The 19,364-nt window shown below is 70.4% G+C and carries 22 protein-coding genes; 13 read left to right on the top strand and 9 right to left on the bottom strand.

Annotation, left to right across the window (positions count from 1 at the left end):
- The first annotated feature begins 9 nt into the window (after positions 1-9).
- From AB0K52_RS06965 to AB0K52_RS06950, 4 genes are all read left to right on the top strand, one after another.
- Positions 10-903, top strand: coding sequence for a TIGR01777 family oxidoreductase (locus tag AB0K52_RS06965; RefSeq protein WP_363527307.1), 894 nt, complete (start codon positions 10-12; stop codon positions 901-903).
- A gap of 220 nt (positions 904-1,123) precedes the next feature.
- A complete protein-coding gene (locus AB0K52_RS06960; protein WP_363527304.1) occupies positions 1,124-1,573 on the top strand; it encodes a hypothetical protein in 450 nt (149 codons plus the stop codon).
- 65 nt (positions 1,574-1,638) lie between these two features.
- Positions 1,639-2,139, top strand: coding sequence for a hypothetical protein (locus tag AB0K52_RS06955; RefSeq protein WP_363527301.1), 501 nt, complete (start codon positions 1,639-1,641; stop codon positions 2,137-2,139).
- Positions 2,140-2,257: 118 nt separating this feature from the next.
- Positions 2,258-2,758 carry a hypothetical protein gene (locus AB0K52_RS06950; RefSeq protein ID WP_363527298.1) on the top strand — a complete coding sequence of 167 codons (501 nt, stop codon included), beginning with the start codon at positions 2,258-2,260 and terminating at the stop codon, positions 2,756-2,758.
- On the opposite strand, the gene AB0K52_RS06945 is transcribed toward AB0K52_RS06950, so the two are convergent.
- Positions 2,706-3,737, bottom strand: coding sequence for an LLM class flavin-dependent oxidoreductase (locus tag AB0K52_RS06945; RefSeq protein WP_363527295.1), 1,032 nt, complete (start codon positions 3,735-3,737; stop codon positions 2,706-2,708). The genes AB0K52_RS06950 and AB0K52_RS06945 overlap by 53 nt on opposite strands.
- A 22-nt stretch (positions 3,738-3,759) precedes the next feature.
- Positions 3,760-5,121, bottom strand: coding sequence for a class II 3-deoxy-7-phosphoheptulonate synthase (locus AB0K52_RS06940; RefSeq protein ID WP_363528355.1), 1,362 nt, complete (start codon positions 5,119-5,121; stop codon positions 3,760-3,762).
- Between the two features lie 166 nt (positions 5,122-5,287).
- Here AB0K52_RS06940 and AB0K52_RS06935 point away from each other — a divergent pair, with 166 nt between their 5' ends.
- From AB0K52_RS06935 to AB0K52_RS06925, 3 genes are all read left to right on the top strand, one after another.
- Positions 5,288-5,911, top strand: a complete 624-nt coding sequence (locus AB0K52_RS06935) for a cyclodeaminase/cyclohydrolase family protein (RefSeq protein ID WP_363527293.1) — start codon at positions 5,288-5,290, stop codon at positions 5,909-5,911.
- Positions 5,908-6,753, top strand: coding sequence for a bifunctional 5,10-methylenetetrahydrofolate dehydrogenase/5,10-methenyltetrahydrofolate cyclohydrolase (locus tag AB0K52_RS06930; RefSeq protein ID WP_363527290.1), 846 nt, complete (start codon positions 5,908-5,910; stop codon positions 6,751-6,753). Before AB0K52_RS06935 ends, AB0K52_RS06930 begins: the two co-directional genes overlap by 4 nt.
- 188 nt (positions 6,754-6,941) lie before the next feature.
- A complete protein-coding gene (locus AB0K52_RS06925) occupies positions 6,942-7,553 on the top strand; it encodes a hypothetical protein (protein ID WP_363527288.1) in 612 nt (203 codons plus the stop codon).
- Here the strand turns inward: AB0K52_RS06925 and AB0K52_RS06920 are convergent.
- The gene (locus AB0K52_RS06920; protein WP_363527285.1) at positions 7,550-8,257 is read right to left on the bottom strand and encodes a hypothetical protein; all 708 of its coding nucleotides are present in this window, start codon (positions 8,255-8,257) and stop codon (positions 7,550-7,552) included. The genes AB0K52_RS06925 and AB0K52_RS06920 overlap by 4 nt on opposite strands.
- Before the next feature lie 250 nt (positions 8,258-8,507).
- On the opposite strand from AB0K52_RS06920, the gene AB0K52_RS06915 reads away from it, so the two are divergent.
- Positions 8,508-8,900: a hypothetical protein gene (locus tag AB0K52_RS06915; RefSeq protein ID WP_363527282.1), complete on the top strand. Its 393-nt coding sequence runs from the start codon at positions 8,508-8,510 to the stop codon at positions 8,898-8,900.
- A 506-nt stretch (positions 8,901-9,406) separates the two neighbouring features.
- Here the strand turns inward: AB0K52_RS06915 and AB0K52_RS06910 are convergent.
- The gene (locus AB0K52_RS06910) at positions 9,407-10,432 is read right to left on the bottom strand and encodes a 6-phosphofructokinase (RefSeq protein ID WP_363527279.1); all 1,026 of its coding nucleotides are present in this window, start codon (positions 10,430-10,432) and stop codon (positions 9,407-9,409) included.
- 107 nt (positions 10,433-10,539) lie between these two features.
- The gene (locus AB0K52_RS06905) at positions 10,540-11,094 is read right to left on the bottom strand and encodes a polyadenylate-specific 3'-exoribonuclease AS (RefSeq protein WP_363527276.1); all 555 of its coding nucleotides are present in this window, start codon (positions 11,092-11,094) and stop codon (positions 10,540-10,542) included.
- 328 nt (positions 11,095-11,422) lie between these two features.
- On the opposite strand from AB0K52_RS06905, the gene AB0K52_RS06900 reads away from it, so the two are divergent.
- On the top strand, positions 11,423-12,112 hold the full coding sequence (locus AB0K52_RS06900) for a Crp/Fnr family transcriptional regulator (RefSeq protein ID WP_030158415.1): 690 nt from the start codon (positions 11,423-11,425) through the stop codon (positions 12,110-12,112).
- Positions 12,113-12,151: 39 nt separating this feature from the next.
- On the opposite strand, the gene AB0K52_RS06895 is transcribed toward AB0K52_RS06900, so the two are convergent.
- Positions 12,152-12,829: a lysophospholipid acyltransferase family protein gene (locus tag AB0K52_RS06895; RefSeq protein ID WP_363527273.1), complete on the bottom strand. Its 678-nt coding sequence runs from the start codon at positions 12,827-12,829 to the stop codon at positions 12,152-12,154.
- 225 nt (positions 12,830-13,054) lie between these two features.
- On the opposite strand from AB0K52_RS06895, the gene AB0K52_RS06890 reads away from it, so the two are divergent.
- Together AB0K52_RS06890 and AB0K52_RS06885 are read left to right on the top strand one after the other, a co-directional pair.
- Positions 13,055-13,825: an alpha/beta fold hydrolase gene (locus AB0K52_RS06890; protein ID WP_363527270.1), complete on the top strand. Its 771-nt coding sequence runs from the start codon at positions 13,055-13,057 to the stop codon at positions 13,823-13,825.
- Entirely contained in the window at positions 13,818-14,336 is a 519-nt protein-coding gene (locus AB0K52_RS06885; protein WP_363527267.1) for a hypothetical protein, read from the top strand. Before AB0K52_RS06890 ends, AB0K52_RS06885 begins: the two co-directional genes overlap by 8 nt.
- A gap of 199 nt (positions 14,337-14,535) precedes the next feature.
- Here AB0K52_RS06885 and AB0K52_RS06880 read toward each other — a convergent pair whose 3' ends face one another.
- Both AB0K52_RS06880 and AB0K52_RS06875 read right to left on the bottom strand, forming a co-directional pair.
- Positions 14,536-15,168, bottom strand: a complete 633-nt coding sequence (locus AB0K52_RS06880; RefSeq protein WP_363527264.1) for a hypothetical protein — start codon at positions 15,166-15,168, stop codon at positions 14,536-14,538.
- Positions 15,165-16,514 (bottom strand): NAD(P)-binding domain-containing protein, encoded by a 1,350-nt coding sequence (locus tag AB0K52_RS06875; protein WP_363527261.1) that lies wholly within the window; start codon positions 16,512-16,514, stop codon positions 15,165-15,167. Before AB0K52_RS06875 ends, AB0K52_RS06880 begins: the two co-directional genes overlap by 4 nt.
- 156 nt (positions 16,515-16,670) lie before the next feature.
- Between AB0K52_RS06875 and AB0K52_RS06870 the strand changes: the two genes are divergently transcribed.
- Together AB0K52_RS06870 and AB0K52_RS06865 are read left to right on the top strand one after the other, a co-directional pair.
- Positions 16,671-17,795: a cytochrome P450 gene (locus tag AB0K52_RS06870; RefSeq protein ID WP_363527258.1), complete on the top strand. Its 1,125-nt coding sequence runs from the start codon at positions 16,671-16,673 to the stop codon at positions 17,793-17,795.
- Positions 17,796-17,835: 40 nt separating this feature from the next.
- A complete protein-coding gene (locus AB0K52_RS06865; RefSeq protein ID WP_363527255.1) occupies positions 17,836-18,327 on the top strand; it encodes an NUDIX domain-containing protein in 492 nt (163 codons plus the stop codon).
- Positions 18,328-18,552: 225 nt separating this feature from the next.
- Here the strand turns inward: AB0K52_RS06865 and bioD are convergent, their stop codons facing one another.
- Complete coding sequence (gene bioD / locus AB0K52_RS06860) at positions 18,553-19,206, bottom strand: dethiobiotin synthase (RefSeq protein ID WP_363528352.1); 654 nt, start codon at positions 19,204-19,206, stop codon at positions 18,553-18,555.
- Positions 19,207-19,364 lie beyond the last annotated feature (158 nt).

Genomic DNA, 19,364 nt, shown 5'->3' with positions numbered 1-19,364 from the left:
GCTGTCGGCATGCGGATCGTCATCGCCGGGTCGAGCGGCTATCTCGGCAAGCCCCTGATGCAGGCCCTCGAGAGCGTGGGCGAGGGGCACGACATCGTGCGGCTCGTGCGCCACCGCCCCGACGAGGAGAACGAGATCCTCTGGGACCCCTACCAAGGGCCCCTCGACCCGCAGATCCTCGACGGCGTAGACGCGGTCGTGAACCTCTGCGGCGTCAACGTCGGCGGCAAGCGCTGGAACGACGCGTACAAGAAGCGCATCGAGACGAGCCGGGTCATCCCCACCAAGGTCCTCGCCGAAGCCGTGGCGGCGGCCGGGGTCCCGGCCATGGTCAACGGCTCGGCCGCGGGCTGGTACGGCGACCGCGCCGACGTGGAGGTCGACGAGTCGACCCCGGCCGCGGCCGACTTCCTCGGCCGCCTCTGCCTGAGGTGGGAATCGGCCACGGCCCCCGCGGAAGAAGCGGGCGCGCGCGTGGTGAAGCTGCGCACCGGCCACGTCCTCGGCCCCGACAGCGTCCTGCTGGACCGCTTCGTCCCAGTGTGGAAGTGCTTCCTGGGCGGCCGCTTCGGCAGCGGACGGCAGTATCTCCCCTGGATCTCCTTGCGCGACTGGGTGAACGCCGCCGTCACCGCCATCGAGGACGACTCGGTCCGGGGCCCCGTCAACATGGTCGGCCCGACTCCGGCCACCAACCGCGAGTTCACCAAAGCCCTCGGAGCGGTCGTCCACCGCCCGACGCCCTGGATCATCCCCGGCTGGGCCGTCAAGATCGTCGCCGGCGAAGCCGCCATCGAAATGCTCCGCGGAGCGAAGATCAAGCCGGGAGCGTTGCAGGCCAACAACTTCGAGTACCAGGACGAGACGGTCTTCGAGGCTCTGAGGTACGCCCTCCACAACTGACCCCCGCATCACCCGAACGGCCCTGCGCTTGCGCGGGGCCGTGGTCGTCGTCCCCAAGGAGGTGGACGCAGCTCACAGCCCCGGGCTCTTCCCGCAGAGGATCGCGCCGAGCTAAATTGAACACGTTCAACCTTGAACACGTTCAATTGAATCTCGTGAACGGACCCCCATGGCCCCCACGCCCATAACCCCAGACCCAACCCCGATCTCCGCGCTCGCCATGCAGTCCGCACCGCGCTCCGTCATCACCGCACAAGTGCTCATGTGGCTGCACTTCGCCGCCTTGCCGTGTGTCCTCGGTTCGGTCGCTGTCGTCGTGCTCCTTCGCATGTCCGACGTTGAAAGTGGCCCGATCACGGATGACGAGGCCGCCGACATGATGAGATTCAGCCTCGGCACCCTGCTCATCTCGGCCGTGGTGCTGACCTTCGTCGGCATCCTCGCCGTCAATCTGCGCCGCGGCCGCCGTTGGGCTCGGACCGCGACTCTCGTGTTCAACGGCGTCTGGATAGCGCTCGGGCTCTTCATCTTCCTCACGCCTTCGCCCCTTCTCATCTGCCTCGAAGGCGCAATCGCCGCATGCCTGTGCACGACCTCGGCGAAAGCCTGGTTCACCAACCCCCCAAATGTCGGCCCTCTCGTCGTGGCCTGGCCAAAGGACAAGGACTGACGATGCCTTCACAAGATCCAACGACACCCGGCCGCCGGCCGAAGAGGCGCACGGCCTATCCAGAAATGCCGATCCTGGTTCAGCCTGTGCCCAAGCCAAGGGTGCCGAAAGCCATCTCCACCGTGCGGGCCCTCACCGGGTTCCAGGTCGTGCTGGTCATGCTCTGCGGAAACTGCTCGTTCGGCTGGACACTGGTCGCCGGGTTCGGCTGGCTTGCAAATCACTTCGGCCTCGCCGCAGATCCCCTCGGGTTCGGAATCTATTCGGCTTGGGCAGTCGGCTTCGCCGCGATCGTCGCCTACGCCATCTTCACCGACCGCTGGACGGTTCGGGCGGACCGCCGGGCTCGGACCACGATCATCATCGGAACCGCGGTCCTGGTCAGCTTCACCGCCGCAGCGATCGCGATATGGAAGTGGAACGGAGATGACATCACTGCGGCCATTCTCCTCGCAGCCGCGCCTCCACTCATCCTTCAGGCGATCGCCCTGAAGTGCGTCTTCGGATATGAGGGCCGCCGCTGGTTCGCAAGCAGTGAGGCCGATCGGATGGACGGGTCTGCTTAGACTTAGCGGACCCGCCCGTTGAAGGACCGCCATGTACACGCCGCCTGCCACTCCGCCCGCTTCTCCCCTGCCGCCCGATCTGCTGCATCGCAAACCGGGCACGGTCACAACCGCACAGGTGATGCTCTGGCTGCAGTTCTCCTTCTTGATCTGCTGCGGGGCGGGCGGCGGGCTCACCGCCCTGTTCTGGTCGGATGCGCTGAACTTCAGCGACCTCGAGTTCGAGCAGGACCTGTCGCAAGGGTTCGGGAACCTGGCGCTGGTCGTGACGATCGTCATCGCTGCGACGATCGTGCTCGTGATCCTGTTCGGGATCCTGGCCGTCAAGATCGGCGCGGGGCGGCGTTGGGCGCAGGTGGCGACGATCGTGGTCATGCTGCTGGCGTTCGTGTCCGGGTTCATCGGGATCTACACCGGGTTCGAGGCGAGCAGTCAGGCGGGCGAACCCGCCGACGGGACGCGGTTGATCTGGACCCTGTTGAGCCTCGCCATGCCGCTCGTGACACTGCTCTGCCTGTTCACCGGCTCGGCGAACCAGTGGTTCCGCCAGAAGGGGCGCGACCCGCTCAAGGGGCTGCCGCTGCAGAGCCCTCCGGGAGTGCCGTACCGGCCCTACTGAGGGCGGCGCCGAGGGCGGCGATGTTGTCGCCCACCGCGTCCGGGTCGCCGATGCCCTCGACCATGAGGAGCTGGCGGCGGACGCCCGTGGCCTCCGCGGACGCGGCGAGGCGTTCGGCGACGTGGCCAGCGGGGCCGACGGCGTGGCGTTCGATCATCCAGTCGACGTAGGCGGCGTGGTCGCGGGCGCTGCGGCCGGGTTTGAGGCTCACGTACTGGCCGACGCCGCGGGTGAGGAGCTCGGTGAGGGACGACCGGAGCCGGTCGACCGTCGCGCGGTCGTCGGCGATCTGCGCGAGGTGGGTCGAGACGTGTTCGGCCGCATCGGGATCGAAGTCGGCGGCTTCGGCTTCGCGCCGCCAGGCGGTCAAGAGCTTGATGTGGTCTGCGTCGGGCGCGTGCATGCCGAGGAGGAGCGGCAGGCCGAGGCGTCCGGCGAGGCGGGCGGTGCCTTCGCCGGTGGCGGCGACCCAGACGGGGCGGCCGGTGCCGGGGGGCATGACGCGTACGGGCAGGACGTCGAAGAACTCGCCGGTGTGGGTGACCTCGGCGTCGCCGGAGAGCCAGCGCCGCAGGAGGCCGAGGCCCTCTTCGAAGCCGCGTTCGTAGCGGTCGAGGCCGGAGCCGAAGACGTCGAGGTCGATCCAGGGGCCGCCGCGGCCGACGCCGAGGCGGAAGCGGCCGGGGGCGAGGGCGTCGAGGGTGGCGGCCTCTTCGCCGAGGGCGACGGGGTGGCGGTTGGAGAGGACCGCGACGGCGGTGCCGATCTGGAGGCGTTCGGTGGCGGCGAGGAGGTGGGCGGCCATGAGGGTCGCGGAGGGGCTGGCGCCGTATTCGATGAAGTGGTGCTCAGCGGTCCAGACGCCGTCGAGGCCGGCCGTTTCGGCTTGCCGCGCATAGGAGACGACTCGGCGGAGTGCCGCCGCCGGCGCGATGCCGGGGAACACTCCGCCGAGGAGGAAGAGATCGTGAGCGCTCATGCGCTCACTCTATGGCTTTGTCCTAATGACGCAACATCTCCGCGACGAGGAACGCGAGCTCGAGCGACTGCTGCGTGTTCAGGCGCGGGTCGCAGGCGGTCTCGTAGCGGTCGGAGAGCTGGTCGTCGCGGATCTCCTGGGCGCCGCCGACGCATTCGGTGACGTCCTCGCCGGTGAGTTCGATGTGGATGCCGCCCGGGTGGGTCCCGGTCTGGCGGTGCACTTCGAAGAAGCCGAGGACCTCGTCGACGACCTGGTCGAACGCGCGGGTCTTGTACCCCGAGGCGGCCTCGTAGGTGTTGCCGTGCATGGGGTCGCACTGCCACACGACCTTGCACCCGGCGGCCTGGACCTTCTCGATGATCGGGGGCAGGACGGTGCGGACGTTCTTGTGGCCCATGCGGGTGATGATGACGAGCTTGCCGGGGACGTTCTCCGGGTTGAGCTTCTGGCACATCTCGACGACGCCTTCGGGCGTGGCGGTCGGGCCGATCTTGCAGCCGACCGGGTTCGCGACGCGGGAGAGGAAGTCGATGTGGGCGCCGTTCAGCTGGCGGGTGCGCTCGCCGTTCCACAGCATGTGCCCGGACAGGGCGTAGGCCTTGCCGTTGAAGATGCGGGTGAGCGCCCGGTCGTACTCGATGGCGAGCATCTCGTGGGAGGCGAAGACCTCGGCGGTGTGGAGGTTCTCGTCCTCGACGCCGCAGGCGGCCATGAAGCGCACGGCGCGGTCGATCTCGCGGCCGATGGCCTCGTAGCGCTCGCCGGCCGGGGAGGTGCGGACGAAGTCCTTGTTCCAGTCGTGCACGGCCATGAGGTCGGCGAGGCCGCCGCGCAGGTAGGCGCGGAGCATGTTCATGGTGGCGGCGGAGTTCGCGTAGGCGCGGATCATGCGCTGCGGGTCGCAGACGCGGGCCTCTTCGGTCGCTTCGAGCGAGTTGAACATGTCGCCGCGGTAGACGGGCAGGCCGAGCGAGTCGGTCGCGGCCGAGCGCGGCTTGGAGTACTGGCCGGCGACGCGGCCGACCTTGACGACTGGGAGCGAGGCGCCGTAGGTGAGCACGACCGCCATCTGCAGGAGGGTGCGCATGTTCGCGAGCACGTGGTGCTCGGTGTTGTCGATGAACGTCTCGGCGCAGTCGCCGCCCTGCATGAGGAAGGCGCGGCCCTCGCACACCTCGGCGAGGAGTTCGCGCAGGTGCTCGACCTCGTAGGGGGCGACGATCGGCGGGACGCCGGCGAGCACCCCGGCGACGTCCTCGACCTCGGCGTAGTCCTCCCACGGGGGAACCTGCTCGCGGGGCAGGTTCCGCCAGGCGTCGAGCTGATAGCGCTCGGCTTCCTCCGCGTCGGCGACGACGGGGACGAGGCCAGGGTTTCGCAGGTCATGCCATTGGCGGTTCACGCGCTAATGGTACGTGGCGGCGGGGCGCGGTCACCACGATGATTTGCGTGTCTCAATGGGTGAACCCTCACAGGCGGACGGGCGGCGCGACACACCGGGACCGGCGCAGACATCCCACCTTTGGGGACGCGTCTAGGCTGGCCGGGTGCGCAAGACGACTATTGAAGACTGGCTGACCGACCTCGCCTCTGAGCTCCCGGCGCCCGGCGGCGGCGCGGCGGCGGGGATGAGCGCGGCCATGGCCGCCGCCCTGGTGTCCATGGTGTGCAACCTGACCATCGGCAAACCGAGGTTCGACGAGCATGAAGCGGTGATGCGGGAGGCGCTGGCCGAGGCCGAGCGGCTGCGGCTGGAGGCACTGCAGCTCGCGGAGGACGACGCGGAGGCGTTCTCGGGCGTCGTGGCCGCCTACAAGCTGCCGAAGTCCTCTGACGAGGAGAAGGCGGCGCGGACCGCCGCGATCCAGGCGGGCCTGGTCGAGGCCGCGGCGGTGCCGCTCGCGGTGGCGCGGGTGTCGGCCGAGGTGATCAAGCTGTCGGGCCGGATCCTGGAGGGGTCGAACCCGAACGTGCTCTCGGATGTGGCCGTGGCGGCGTCGGCGGCGAAGTCGGCGCTGGAGTCGGCGGCGCTGAACGTCGACATCAACGTGGTCGCGATCAAGGACGCCGCCGAGCGGGAGCGGCTGGCGAGCACGCTCAACGAAGCGCTGCAGGCGAAGGTGCAGGCCGAGGCGATCATGCAGATCGTGGCGAAGAGGATTCGGGCATGAGTGACATCGACGGGCGCGCCGTAGCGGCGGCGCTGCGCGCGGAGGTCGCCGCGGACGCGGCGCGGCTGCGCGAAGAGGGCATCGTCCCGACCCTGGCGGTCGTGGTGCCGACGGACGACGAGGGCACGGCCTGGTACGTGCGCTCGATCCGCAAGGCCGCGGAGAAGGAGGGCATCGACTGCCGGGTCGAGCACCTCAAGGACCCCGGCAAGGACGAGATCGTCGCGAAGCTGCAGGAGCTTTCGGCGGATCCGGCCGTGCACGGGATCATCTGCCAGACGCCGCTGCCGGAGGGCGTGACGCTCTCGTCGGTCGGCGGGTACATCAGCCCGCTCAAGGACGTGGACGGCGCGAACTCGGAGAGCCTGGGCCGCTTGGCCGCCGGGCTGCGCACGTTCGCCCCCGCGACGGCCGCGGCGGTGCTGGAGCTGCTCAAGCGCGAGGACCTGGTCCTGGAGGGCGCCAAGGCGGTCGTCGTGGGACGGTCCACTGTGGTGGGCAAGCCCGCGGCGCTGCTGCTGCTCAACGAGTCCGCGACCGTGACGGTGTGCCACTCGCGCACGAAGGACCTCGCGGCGGTCTGCCGCGAGGCGGACGTGCTGGTCGCGGCGGTGGGCCGCGCGGGCATGATCACCGCGGACTTCGTGAAGCCCGGCGCGACCGTGATCGACGTGGGCACCAACCCGACCGACGACGGCGGCCTGGTCGGCGACGTCGACTACGCCTCGGTCGCCCCGATCGCCGGCCGGCTCACCCCGGTCCCGCGCGGCGTCGGACCGGTCACCACCGCACTCCTGCTGCGCCACACCGTGATCGCGGCGGAACTGCCGAAGAGCCACTAGCGCGCCGACGACACCGAGGCCGATCGCCCCGCAGCGGGCGGTCGGCCTCCCGCGTTCCCGTGAACTGTCGGTTTCCCGACAACACGCGGTTGGACGGTCGCGGTTACCGGGGAAATGCCCGGAAACGCCGGAACTCGCGAAACCGCTGGTGAACTGGTAAAACACCCGGTCATCGCTATGCTCCGGCCATGAGCGCATACCCCTCCAAGAACTTCTGGGCCGCCCTCAGCGCCCTGGCCACTGCGGCAGGTGTCGTCGTCACCGTCCTGATCTGGCGGCACGGCGTCAACGCCGAAAACGACCCCGACCCCGCCCAGCCCGCCGCCTCGAGTGAAAGCGAAGCATCGCCCGAGACCGGAAGCGGCCCTTGGCAGGAGGCCGACACGTTCACCGTCCGGCTCTCGGCCACCTTCCAAGGTGACGAATGCTGGGACCGACACGTCGACCTCGACGACGGCGGCGCCGGCGAAGACCTCCACGGCGACAGCGAGCCCGCCGCATGGGCCGACCTCATCTGGTACTCGTGCGGCAGCTGGCAGACCGCCTACCTGTACAGCCCCGGCGAGACGACGGGACTGACCCCGGCCGGTACCGGCCTCGACCCCGCGGACTGCAACGCCGCGACCGGCGGCGAGACCGGATTCGGGCTGGACCTCGACCCCGACGCGCCGCCGAGCGCACACGGATGCCTGTTCACCACCGAAGGCATGCTCGCGGGCGTGTCGGTCGACAGCCTCGAATGGGTCGCGGGCGCGGCCGAAGCGGAGCTGACCGTGATCCTCTGGGCGCGGAACGACTAAGCGTCGACGCAGTCGGCCAGCGCGGGGAGGAAGTCCATGAAGCGGGCGCGCTGCTGGTGCGTGTCCGTGCCGGTGCCGTCGCTCTTCCAGGCCGCGAGCCAGCCGCCCTTCGCCGCCCACGACCATCGGAACAGGTCGAGGCCCTCGGCCTCGGCCGCCGCGGCGAGCGCCGTCGCGAAGGCCGGGTCGTCGGTGTGGAGCTGCCGGGGCACGGGCCGGAAGAAGCGGTCGAGGGCGTCGGCGGTGAACCGCCCGATGCGGCCGCGCTGGCGCGTCGGCGGGCGCGGCGGGTCGGGCAGCACCACGGCGGTGTACCGCGCGCGGTGCGGGTGCCAGTTCCCGGCCATCGAGGAGTCGCCGTCGAGCAGCCGGTGCTGGACCACGTCGGGGACGGTGCCGCGCAGCCGCACAGCGTGGCAGCGCAGCTGGTAGATCGAGCCGGCGGCCGTCGCGTCGAGCGCGCTGAACCCGAAGCTCGGCCTGCCGCCCCAGACGCCGCGCGTCCACCCGCGCACCCGTGCGACCGGGAATCCCAAGCGGCCCAATGAGTCCAAGACCTCGGCGGTCTCGCCGCCCAGGTCTTCGGGCTGGAGTTCGGCGCGGAACGCGAGCCGGTACTTGCGGGCGAACTGCTGCCAGCCCGCGAGCGCGGCGCGCGCCTCGCGTTCGGCCGCGGGATCGAGCCCGCTCCTCTTCTCGAGCACGGCTTCCGCCCTGCCGACCTGACCCACCACAGGTTCCTCCAACTGTCGATTCACGAGCACTGTATGGCGGCGGGGCAAGGCCGTCCTCCCCCGTTTCGCGCGCGCTCTCGCGCCTTCCCGGTCCCCCTCCGCACCTCGGCCCGAAACCGGTGCCGTGGCCTCGGAAAATAACCCCAAGTGGCGGATACCCGACAGACATGCACGACTACTGGACGTAGCGTTAAGGCTTCCCACGCAGAGGAGGTTGCGTATGACACGTCGTCTCGCATTCGTTGCGACCGTTGCCGCCATGATCGTCTCGGTCTCGAGTCCGGCGATGGCGTTCCAGCACGACAGGGTGCAGAACCCGGTGGTGCACTGGGCACTCGACATCGCGATCCTCGCCATCGTGGTGGCTCCGATCTGGACGGCGCTGCTGTGGGGCAAGGGTGGCGGCAAGTGGCTGCTGGCCGGGCTGATCGCCTTCGTGCAGCTGCCCGTCGCGGTCCTGGGCTTCTCACCCGAGGCCTCGGCGTGGTTCGCCGGGAGCGGGCTGTTCCTCGGCCTCGCGATCACGACCGCCGCGATCGTCTACACCCGCAGGGTGACCCGCCAGGAGCGGCGGGCGCTCCGCCACGAGGAAGCGTCGGGCGAGACCGCCTGAGCCGAGCGCGAACCCGGTGAGCCGGCCGCCTTCGCGCAGCAGCCTGAACACCGGGCAGCCTTGGAAGGGACCGTCGAACCCGCCGGTGGCGGGGTTCCGGTAGGCGTGCCAGGAGCAGTGCGGCTCGCCGACCCAGCCCCAGGCGCGGTGCGTCTCGGCCCCGGCGAAGCGGTACACGCCGACGCTGAGGATCCGGTCGCCCACGGGGCGCCGGTAGAAGTCGGCGTCGAGGCCCGGCACCGGGATCGAGTCGAAGTCGATGTCCGGCAGGGTCTTGTGAAACGTGAAGTCGGCGAGATGCGGGATCTCGCCGAGCGTCACAGAGGGATCAGTCTCTCGAAAAGCCACGGGCACACCTGGTCTAACGACCGGGCGTGCCCGTGGTTGCGTGCTGACAGTGCTTTATGGCCGGTCGGGCTTCAGCTCCCCTTCAGGTTTCCCCTAGTAGCTTGGAAAACCGGGGATCCTTACCCAACCGACCGTAGCGCTCTTGGAGTGCCCTCCGGCTAGACGCCGAAGAAGACCTCGGCGTCCGCGTAACGCTCGACCGGGACGGTCTTGAGCACGTCGGTGCCTTCGTTGATCGGGATGCGCACGACGTTGGTGCCCTGGAGCGCCATCATCTTGCCGAAGTCGCCCTCGTGCACGGCCGAGGCGGCCTCGAGGCCGAGGCGGGTGGCGAGCACGCGGTCGAACGCGGTCGGGGTGCCGCCGCGCTGCAGGTGGCCGAGGATGATCGCGCGGGTCTCGATGTCCGCGCGCTCCTTGATCTCCTTGGCGACCCAGTCGCCGACGCCGCCGAGCTTGACGTGGCCGAACGCGTCGACCTCGCCGTCCTTGAGGACCATGCCCGACTCGGCGTGCGCGCCCTCGGAGACGGCGACGATGGTGGCCTTGCCGGCCTCCTTGCGCTCCTTGACGAAGTTCGCGACCTTCTCGATGTCGAACGCGACCTCGGGGATGAGGGTGACGTTCGCGCCGCCGGCGATGCCCGCGTGCAGCGTCATCCAGCCCGCGTGGCGGCCCATGATCTCGACGACGATGCAGCGGTCGTGCGAGTCCGCGGTCGTCCACAGGCGGTCGATGGCCTCGGTCGCGATGTTCACCGCGGTGTCGAAGCCGAAGGTGTAGTCGGTGCCCGAGAGGTCGTTGTCGATCGTCTTCGGCACGCCGACGCAGTTGACGCCGTCCGCGGTCAGCTTCGTCGCGACACCCAGGGTGTCCTCGCCGCCGATCGCGATGAGCGCGTCAACGCCCAGGTCGGCCATGTTCTTCTTGATGGCCTCGACGCCGCCCTCGATCTTGTAGGGGTTGGTGCGCGAGGAGTGGAGGATCGTGCCGCCCTGGTCGAGGATGTTCTCGACCGTGTCCCAGTTCAGCTCCTGGGTGATGCCCTCGATGGGACCCCGCCAGCCGTAGCGGAAGCCCACGAACTCGTGGCCGTATTCCTTGCTGCCCTTGCGGACCGCGGCACGGATGACCGCGTTGAGACCGGGGCAGTCACCGCCGCCGGTGAGCACGCCAATGCGCATGTTCTTACTCCCTGGAGTCAGGACTGTTAACTGGGCGGCCCCATTGCCGAAACACTGCCCACCTTATATCGGGGTCAGGGGGCGGCGACCTGGGGTTCCGAGAGGCGCTACGGGTGGGATTCGACCGGTGCGTACGCGCCGCGCTCGGCGCGGTGCGCCTCGAGCGCCTTCCAGCGGGCGAGGTTGAGCTTCGCGTCGGTGAGGGCGTCGTGCATGTCCGCGTCAGGAGTGGTCGGCAGTTCGGGGCGGCCCAGGTCCTCCCAGCGCTGGCGCAGGTCCTTGGTCATGCGCGGCAGCGCTCGCGGCAGCTCCGGCATCGTGCCCCACAGCTGCGCGAACACGACGTGGTCGTACGCGCCGATCCAGGCCCACAGCTCGACCCGCTCCCCCGGGTGGCTGCCGGACTTGCGGCGCACGGGCGACACCAGGAAGTCGTAGAGCTCGTCGCGGATGGTGGCGCGGTCCTTCCACAAGGAACTCGCCGGCGGCGGCAGCTTGTCGAGGACGTTGCGGCGCACCCAGTCGATCGCGCGGGAAGGGTCGAACTCGGTCGAAACGGCGTAGTACTCGCGCCCTTGCTCGTCGACGACGGCGATCGAGACCAGGTCGATCGTGCGACCGTCCTCGATGAACTCGCAGTCGTAGAAGTATCGGTACGCCACGCATCGGCCTTTCGTATGATCACGAGCGGTCTTTTCGGCCGTTCTCGGGCCCCACCCGTATGTCGCCGGACTGGAGTCGACGCTACGCCATACGATCAGGCAGCCGGAATCTGACCTCGCGTCCCGCACGCGGGCGTCGCGATACCGGACAATCGACGCTAAAGCACGTAGACTTGATCGTACACTCGGTCGAGCGACAAGTGCGCCGTCTGGACACACGGCCCAACGGAGCGTGAAGTTTCCGACACCGGGCTCTGTACAACGACGGAAAAGACAGCGATCATCGGAGGGAACCCGCGGACCCGGGACCCACCGAAGGGGGAGAACTATGGGTGTCAGCCCATCTGAAGACCCGCTTGCAGGCGTCGCCATGTTCGCCGGCCTCGACCCGCAGGCACGGCGGCAGATCGCGGGGGTGGCGGTACAGCGCCACTACCGGCGTGGGCACCTCCTGTTCTTCGAAGGCGAGCCGGGCGAGTCACTCATCATGATCCGGTCAGGGGCGGTGAGCGTCTTCCGCACCGCTGCCACCGGCGAGCGCGCGATGCTCCACGTCGCCCGCGCACCCGAAGTGCTCGGCGAGGTCTCGCTCCTGGACGGCTCGCCCCGATCGGCCAGCGCGGAGGCGCTCGAGGACACGTCGGCGCTCGCGCTGGCGCGCTCGTCGTTCCTGGAGCTCGTGCACGGGAACCCCAAGATGCTCGACGCGGTCCTGCGGTCGATGGGCATGATCGTGCGCCGGTTGACCGAGCAGTCCTCCGACCACGTGTTCCTGGACCTGCCGGGGCGGGTGGCGAAGACGCTGGTGCGGCTCGCGGAGCAGCACTCGTCGCCGATGACCACGATCGAGCTGAACCAGACGCAGCTCGCGGAGATGGCCGGCGGTTCGCGCCAGAGCGTGAACCAGGCCATCGGGATCTTCGCGAACCGCGGCTGGCTGCGCACAGAGGGCCGCAAGATCGTCGTGGTGGACCTGCCCGCGCTGCGGCGCCGGGCGGGCTTCGGAGGCGCCGAATAGCGGTCGAGGAGAGGAGTGCGGTCCCGTGCGGGGCCGCGCTTACTGCTTGCCCTTGTCCTTGAACTTCGCGGCGTACTCGTCGACGTAGTCCTGGCCGGAGAGCGCCCTGAGGGCGTCCATGACCTCGTCGGTAACGGCGCGCTCGATGAAGCGGTCGCCCACGAGCTCGCGGTAGCGGTTGAAGTCCAGCGAGGGCCCGAACTTGATCTTGACGCGGCCGATCTTGGGGATGCGCCTGCCGATGGGCTGGAGCTCCCCCGTGTTGAGCATGGCGACGGGGACGACCGGGGAGCCGGTCTGGAGCGCGAGGCGGGCGACGCCGGTCTTGCCGCGGTAGAGGCGGCCGTCCGGCGAGCGGGTGCCCTCGGGGTAGATGCCGAAGAGGCGACCTTCGGAGAGGACGCGCTTGCCGGTGTCGAGGGAGGCGCTGGCGGCGTCGCCGCCGGCGCGGTCGACGGGGATGGCGCCGACGGCGTTCATGAAGGTGCGCACGAACCAGCCTTTGAAGCCGGTGCCGGTGAAGTACTCCTCTTTCGCGATGAACGTGACCCGGCGTTTGACCACCAGGGGCATGAAGAAGGAGTCGGTGACGGCGAGGTGGTTGGAGGCCAGGATCGCCGGGCCGTCCTCGGGCACGTGCTCGAGCCCTTCGACCTGGGGCCGGTACACGACCCACAGCAGCGAGCCCAGCGTCGCCTTCAGCACCCAGTAGATCACGCGCTCAAGCGTATCGGTACCGGTCAATCCTTCTGACGTCGAACGCGGACGGCGGCTCGCGCGGGGGCGGCGGGGCGCTCCCGCGCGGTGGCGGCGGCCCGCGGGCGCGTGCGAGAATGGGCAAGCGGCGCGAAACGGGACCGCCCGGCCGCCGGTTCGACCGGCGGGCCGTGCTTGAGTCCTCGCGATCCCGCGCCCCGTCATTCAGCGACCCCGGGAGGCGACGTGACGAGCGATTCCGAGGAGTTCACGTTCGACCTCGGTGCCGACGCCAAGGCCACGATGGTGCTGTGCCACGGCTTCACCTCCGATCCGGCGAGCATGCGCCCGTGGGGCGAGCACCTGCGCGGCGAGGGCTTCAACGTCGTGTCGCCGCTGCTGCCGGGCCACGGGGACACATGGCAGGTGCTGGCTAAGGCGACCTGGCAGCAGTGGTACCGGCGGCTCGAGGAGGCCGTGGACGAGGCGCTGGCGCTGGGCCGGCCGGTGTTCGCGGGAGGCCTGTCGATGGGCGGTTCGCTGTGCCTGCGGCTGGCGGAGCAGCGCGGCGGCGACCTGTCGGGGCTGGTGCTGGTGAATCCGGCGATCTTCGACGACAAGCCGCAGGGGTTCCTGGCGCCGGTGCTGAAGTACGTGATGCCGAGCGTGGCGTCGATCGGGTCGGACCTGAACAAGCCGGATGTGCGGGAGAAGACGACGTCGCGGACGCCGGTGGCGGCGTACGCGTCGCTGCGTCGGCTGTGGCAGGTGACGCGGCCGGAGCTGGCGCGGGTGACGGTGCCGCTGCGGATCTTCACGAGCGCGGAGGACCATGTGGTGAGTCCGCGCAACAGTGCGGTGATCCGGGCGGGCGTGCGTTCCAAGGACGTCGAATCGACGGTGCTGCCGCGCAGCTACCATGTGGCGACGCTCGACTACGACGCTGAGACGATCTTCTCCGGGAGTGTCGAGTTCATGAACCGGCAGCTGGTCAAGGCTCGGGGTGTCCATGACTGACCGCAGCGAGCAGGAGGGCAACGGGGAGCCCGAGAGCGGCGAGCAGGACGGCGAGGGCGGCCCGGAGGAGCTGCGCCCGGAGGACGTCGACCGCCGGTTCAACGAGCTGATCAAGGGCTTGGGCGACACGGACACCGGGCTCGTGAAGGGGCTCGACGCGCAGGAGCATCCGACCGAGGTCGTGCCGATGACGCCGCCGGTCGTGTCGAACCGGGACGACGAGCCGACGCTCCTGGACCTGTGGGACGCGGAGCTGCCGGACGACGAGGAGGACGACTACGACCCGCCGGAGCCGCCTCCGGTGCCGTGGCCGAGCCTGCCGGCGATCGGCGGGGTGCTGCTCATCATCGGCGGCCTCGCGCTGCTGGTGAATCCGGGCATCGCGCCGCTGGGGACGAACCCGGGCCGGCTGGTCGGGTTCGTGGGGTTCCTCATCGGCGTGTGGCTGCTCATCAGCCGCCTCCGCCCGGACAAGGAACCGGACGACACCGACGACGGAGCGGTCGTCTGACTCACCCGTACAGGTGAACTTCGGCCGAGCCCGGGCGCAGCCCGGCTCGGCCTTCAGCTCGGCTTCAGGTTCGCCTCGCTAGCGTGGAAAACCGGGGAACCGAACCCAGCCCGCGTTCAGGCTTTCGGCGTGCGCCCAGAACGCCGCTGCCGGGTCAGTGCCGCCGCTTCGTCACCGCTGCGGTGTCAATGCCGCGCTGTCACCGCTTCTGGGCGTCGAGCCAGGAGAGGATCGTGTCGAGGAGGCCTTCGGCGGTGGCGCCTTTGAAGACGTCGTCGGGGGCGCCCGCGAAGGTGAGCGGGGTGATGCCGTACTCGTCGGATACCGCCTGCACCTCCTTCGACTGCGTCTCGGACTCGCTCACCACCAGCAGCACCGGCGGCTCGCCCACCGGCTTCGGCAGCTGCTTCGGGACCCGCAGCGGGGACACGAGCACCAGGCCCGCCGCCGGGTAGCGCCCGGCCGCCAGTGCGGCCCAGGCCGCGCCCTCGCGGTGTCCGATGAGGACCGTCTGGCGGGGCACGGTGACCGCGGCCTGCACCACGTCGTGCGCGCGGGCCTCCGGCCCGCCCGCGGCGGCGGGCGTGCCGCCCTGGCCGCGCACGCTCACGGCAGCCGCGTACCGCCCCGAGGTGGCGATCCGCTTGAGCCACGAGGCGTTGAAGGCGGCCGCGCCGGCCGGGTCGCCGGTGCAGCACAGCACCGGGTTCGTCTCGGGGTTGTCCTTGATCTCGATGTCGAAGAGGTCGGCGGGCTCGAAGACCGCGATCTCGCGCCGGACCGGGACCGGCTCGGGGGTGCGGGCTCGCCGGCTCCAGGCGGTGAGGCTCATTTGGCGGGCTCCTGTTCGAGGGTGTCGATGATGCGGCCCAGGCTGGCCAGGTACTCCTCGGCGTCGACCACGAGACGGCGGCGCGGGTCGACGTGCTCCACCGCGTCGTGGTGCGATTCGGCGTTGACCTGCAGTTTGAAGCTCTCGGCGCGTTCGGGGTCGCTCTTGCGGACCTGGAGCCAGCGGGAGATCGCGTGGGTCTGCCAGTGGACGATGGGGAGGACGCCCACGCCGGGTTCGACGAGTCCGGCCACGGCGAGGGTCTGGGCCTTCGGGGAGAACATGCGCGCGAACAGCCGCGGCGCGGGTTCGTCGCGGGTACCGCCGAGCAGTTCCGGTGCGACGCAGGCGATCTTGGGCTGGTAGCCGGTGGCGAGGACGACGAGGTCGGGGCGGATCTCGGTGCCGTCCGCGAACGCGACGTCGTAGCCGTCGAAGCGGGCGACCTCGCCGCGGCGCTTGATGGAGCCGTCGCCGACGTGCTCGAGGTAGCGGCCGTTGCGCACGGGCTCTTCCCCGGCCGGGCCCGGGCCGGGGGCCTCGATGCCCATGCGCTCCGCGAGTCGCTTGGGGCCCTTGAGGGTCCGGTCGGTGAGGAAACGGCGCAGGTACTTGGGGCGGGACGCGAGGCGGGCGAGCGCGTAGTCGGCGGGCTCGCCGCCCAGGTACTTGGGCAGGTGCCAGGAGCCGCGGCGCACGGAGTGGACGCAGCTGGCGGCGTTGACGGCGGCCTCGCAGGCGATGTCGACGCCGGAGTTGCCGCCGCCGATGACCAGGACGTGCTTGCCGCGCAGGCGGGACGGGTCCTTGAGCTGCGAGGAGTGCAGCACGGTCCCGCGGAAGTCGTCCAGGCCCGGGTAGGAGGGCAGGTTCGGGGACCAGTGGTGGCCGGTGGCGATGATGACCGCGCCGTAGCGCAGACGCCGCGCGGCGGCGCCGGCCGCGGGCTTGACGACGACCTCGAAGCGGGAGCCCTCGACCGGTTCGAGGTGGGAGATCTCGGAGCCGTACCAGATGTGCTCGGAGAGCCCGAAGTGCTTGGCGTACGCGGTCAGGTACTCGAGCATCTGGGCCGCCGACGGGTAGTCGGGCCAGTCGTCGGGCATCGGGAAGTCGGGGATCTCGGTCTGGGACCGGGAGGTGACGAGGTGGGTGTTGGGGTAGAGCGGGCTGTGCTGGTTCTGCGGGTTCCACAGGCCGCCGAGGACGGTGTCCCGCTCGTAGCAGTCGACTTCGAAGCCGTTCTCGCGGAGGTTCTTGACCGCGATGAGGCCGGACGCTCCGGCGCCGATGACGCAGACGGCCTCGCCGCGGTCGTAGGCGGCCTGGGAGGAGTACTCCTGCAAGGGAAAGGCTCCTTACGGTGGGCATGCAGTCAGGTGCCGGACGGCGGTCCGCGCGCGGGCGGCCGCCGGGGGCGGGTCGCGGTGCGGGGCGCCGAAAGACTGAGAGCAGATTACCGTGAACGGGACTCGTACTTTCGGGGGAGGTAGGCTGCGCGCGTGCTCTTCGAGCTGTGGAAACATCCCCGACCCGACGCCCCCGTCATGCGGCGCGACGGGCAGGTCGTGGTGTCTTCGCACCGTCTCGCCAAGCAGGTGCTGGCCGATCGGGAGCGGTTCTCGGCGGCGAACGCGCTCGACGCGATCACCCCGATCCCCACGGACGCGCTGCGGGAGCTGACGCGGCACCGGTTCCGGCTGCCCGCGACGCTGGCGAACAACGACGGCGACTCGCACGAGCGGATCCGCGCGGCGTTCGGCGAGGTGTTCGCCCCCGCGAACGTGGAGGCGTTGCGGCCGTGGCTGACAGGCCTGGCGCGGCGGACCGCGGCCGGGGTCGCGTGGCGGCTGCGGGCGGGCGAGGCGGTGGACGTGGACGCGGCGGTCTCGTCGGAGATCCCGCTCGCGGCACTGGCGCGGCTGCTCGGCCTGGAGGTCGAGGCGGCCTTGGAGGTCAAGCGGTTCAGCCGGGCCGCGCTGGAGCTGTTCTGGGGCGATCCTTCGCCGGAGCGCCAGCGCGAGCTGGCCGGGGTGGTCGGGCCGTTCCATGCGCTGCTGCGGGGCTGGACGGCCGGGTCCACCGGGGCGACGAGGGAGCTGCTGGAGGAGTACGGGGAGGACGCGGCGACCGCGGCGCTGTTCTTTCTGCTGGTGGCGGGCCAGGAGACGACGTCGCAGTTCCTGACGCTGCTGCTGCACCGCCTGATCGAGGAGCCGGCGCTGCTGGCGTCTGCACCGGGGCTGATCGTCGAGGAGGGGCTGCGGCTGCTGCCGCCGATCACGTCGTGGCGGCGGGTGGTGAAGCGGGACACGGACATCGGCGGTTTCGCGGTGCGGGCGGGCGAGTCGGTCCTGGTGTGGCTGGGGGCGGCGGGCATGGACGAGGGCGTCGCGGAGTGTCCGATGAGGATGGTTCCGGGGCAGCGGGGTTCGCGGCGGCACTTGGCGTTCGGGGCGGGCGCGCACCGGTGCCTGGGGAGCCAGCTGTCGCGGATGGAGGCGGAGGTGGTGGTCGCGGAGCTCGTGCCGCTGCTCCCCCGCTGCCGGGTGGTGGCGGCGCCGGTGAGCGACCCGAACCTGTCGTTCCGGATGCCGAGCCCGCTCGTGGTGCGGCTGGCCGTTTAACGCCTTGCGGTGCGGCGCATACGCTTGCCAAGCTGTCGGGATGCCTGAATTCCTGGATTTCCGCCAACGCGGGACCGCTTACGTCCTCCGCGATTCGCCCGAACGGCCCGGCCTCGAGGTGCTCGTGATGCTGCACCGGGACCGGCCCGAGGCCGGGGTCCAAGTCCCCGGAGGCGGGGCGCGGCCCGGAGAGACGCCGGGCGAGACGGCGATGCGCGAGGCGGTCGAGGAGACCGGCGTGCGCGGCCTGGTGTTCGGGGAGGTGCTGGGCAGCAGACTGATGGCGGTGCCGGACTGGCGCGACCACGACTACCAGGTGACCACGTACTCGTGGATGGTCACCGAGGACCCGCGGGACGCATGGGACCACACGGTGGTCGAGACGGGCGACGAGGACGACGGGATCCGGATGCGGTGCGAGTTCCGGCCGGTCGAGGCGTCGGGCATCGACTGGGGGCTGGACTTGCTGCTGGGCCTCGCCATTCCGCGGTTCGAGGCGCGGCGCGGGGCCGGACTCGGCGTGCCCGCGTAGCGTGAGCCGCCGGGCTGTGCCGGCGGCTTTGATGCGATGCGGGCGCCGGGGGTAGAGGCGCCCGCATCGCACTGATTCAGCACCTATTGGGCCGGTTCGATACCAACGTACTGGGCGATGTCAAGGCAGGTGGGAGCGAGCTCCATGGCTGTGACGGACCGGTCCGACACGCGGACAGGAGGAGCCGCGCCGCGGGCGGGATGCCGCGCGGGCGGGAGGGTTGCGTCAGGCGTCGGTGCCGAAGCGGCGGAGGTCGCCTTCGAGGTCGAACCATTCGGAGGCGCTGAGGCGGAAGACCTCGGGGTCGAGCCCGGCGGCGCCGGCGGGTATCCAGCCGAGTCGGCGACCGGGGAGGTCCTTCAGGTTCTCGTACTCGGCGAGGCCGGGCTCGAGCGGCCATGATCCGATGAGGACGGACGCGTCGATGCCCCGCCGCGCCAGCGCCTCGAGGGTGAGGGCGGTGTGGTTGAGCGTGCCGAGGCCGGCGCGCGCGACGACGACTGCCGGGCAGCCGAGCTCGACGGCCAGGTCACGGGCGGTCCAGCCGCCGGCGCCGAGCTGCACGAGCAGGCCGCCGGCGCCTTCGAGGAGGACGACCTCGGACTTCGCTTCGAGGACCGTCTCGGCGACGTCGTGCAGTTCGAGCAGCGGGAGGCCGCTGCGGCGCGCTGCAGCGAAGGGCGCCAACGGATCCGGGTAGGAAGCGAGCGCCCGGGCCGGAGCCCCCGAAAGCCGGGTGACCTCGGCGGCGTCGTCATCGTCGCCGGTCTGCGCGATCTTGACGACCTCGACACTGCGGCCCTGCCGCATGAGGAACGCCGCCAGCGCGGCAGTGGCGACGGTCTTGCCGACCCCGGTGTCGGTGCCGGTGACGAGCACGGGTCCTTCGAAGGCGATCACCCGGACAACATAGTGGGAGACGCCGACCGCCCACCGATCGGCCGGGCGCATCGCCGCGATCGTGCCCGCTGATGAGGCCGACGTGCTCGAGGAAGCCGAAGACGCGCACCTCGTGCAGCTCGCCGATGAGGCCCAGG

Origin of the sequence: Glycomyces sp. NPDC049804, assembly GCF_040674615.1 — a bacterium.
Taxonomy (GTDB): domain Bacteria; phylum Actinomycetota; class Actinomycetes; order Mycobacteriales; family Micromonosporaceae; genus Glycomyces; species Glycomyces niveus.
This window is presented reverse-complemented; position numbering and strand designations above follow the sequence as displayed.

What these genes read in the sequence shown, in the direction of transcription:
- AB0K52_RS06965 (WP_363527307.1), top strand. Translation starts at nt 10, where the DNA reads ATGCGGATCGTCATCGCCGGGTCGAGCGGCTATCTCGGCAAGCCCCTG.
- AB0K52_RS06960 (WP_363527304.1), top strand. Translation starts at nt 1,124, where the DNA reads ATGCAGTCCGCACCGCGCTCCGTCATCACCGCACAAGTGCTCATGTGG.
- AB0K52_RS06955 (WP_363527301.1), top strand. Translation starts at nt 1,639, where the DNA reads ATGCCGATCCTGGTTCAGCCTGTGCCCAAGCCAAGGGTGCCGAAAGCC.
- AB0K52_RS06945 (WP_363527295.1), bottom strand. Translation starts at nt 3,737, where the DNA reads ATGAGCGCTCACGATCTCTTCCTCCTCGGCGGAGTGTTCCCCGGCATC.
- AB0K52_RS06930 (WP_363527290.1), top strand. Translation starts at nt 5,908, where the DNA reads ATGAGTGACATCGACGGGCGCGCCGTAGCGGCGGCGCTGCGCGCGGAG.
- AB0K52_RS06925 (WP_363527288.1), top strand. Translation starts at nt 6,942, where the DNA reads ATGAGCGCATACCCCTCCAAGAACTTCTGGGCCGCCCTCAGCGCCCTG.
- AB0K52_RS06915 (WP_363527282.1), top strand. Translation starts at nt 8,508, where the DNA reads ATGACACGTCGTCTCGCATTCGTTGCGACCGTTGCCGCCATGATCGTC.
- AB0K52_RS06910 (WP_363527279.1), bottom strand. Translation starts at nt 10,432, where the DNA reads ATGCGCATTGGCGTGCTCACCGGCGGCGGTGACTGCCCCGGTCTCAAC.
- AB0K52_RS06900 (WP_030158415.1), top strand. Translation starts at nt 11,423, where the DNA reads ATGGGTGTCAGCCCATCTGAAGACCCGCTTGCAGGCGTCGCCATGTTC.
- AB0K52_RS06885 (WP_363527267.1), top strand. Translation starts at nt 13,818, where the DNA reads ATGACTGACCGCAGCGAGCAGGAGGGCAACGGGGAGCCCGAGAGCGGC.
- AB0K52_RS06880 (WP_363527264.1), bottom strand. Translation starts at nt 15,168, where the DNA reads ATGAGCCTCACCGCCTGGAGCCGGCGAGCCCGCACCCCCGAGCCGGTC.
- AB0K52_RS06865 (WP_363527255.1), top strand. Translation starts at nt 17,836, where the DNA reads ATGCCTGAATTCCTGGATTTCCGCCAACGCGGGACCGCTTACGTCCTC.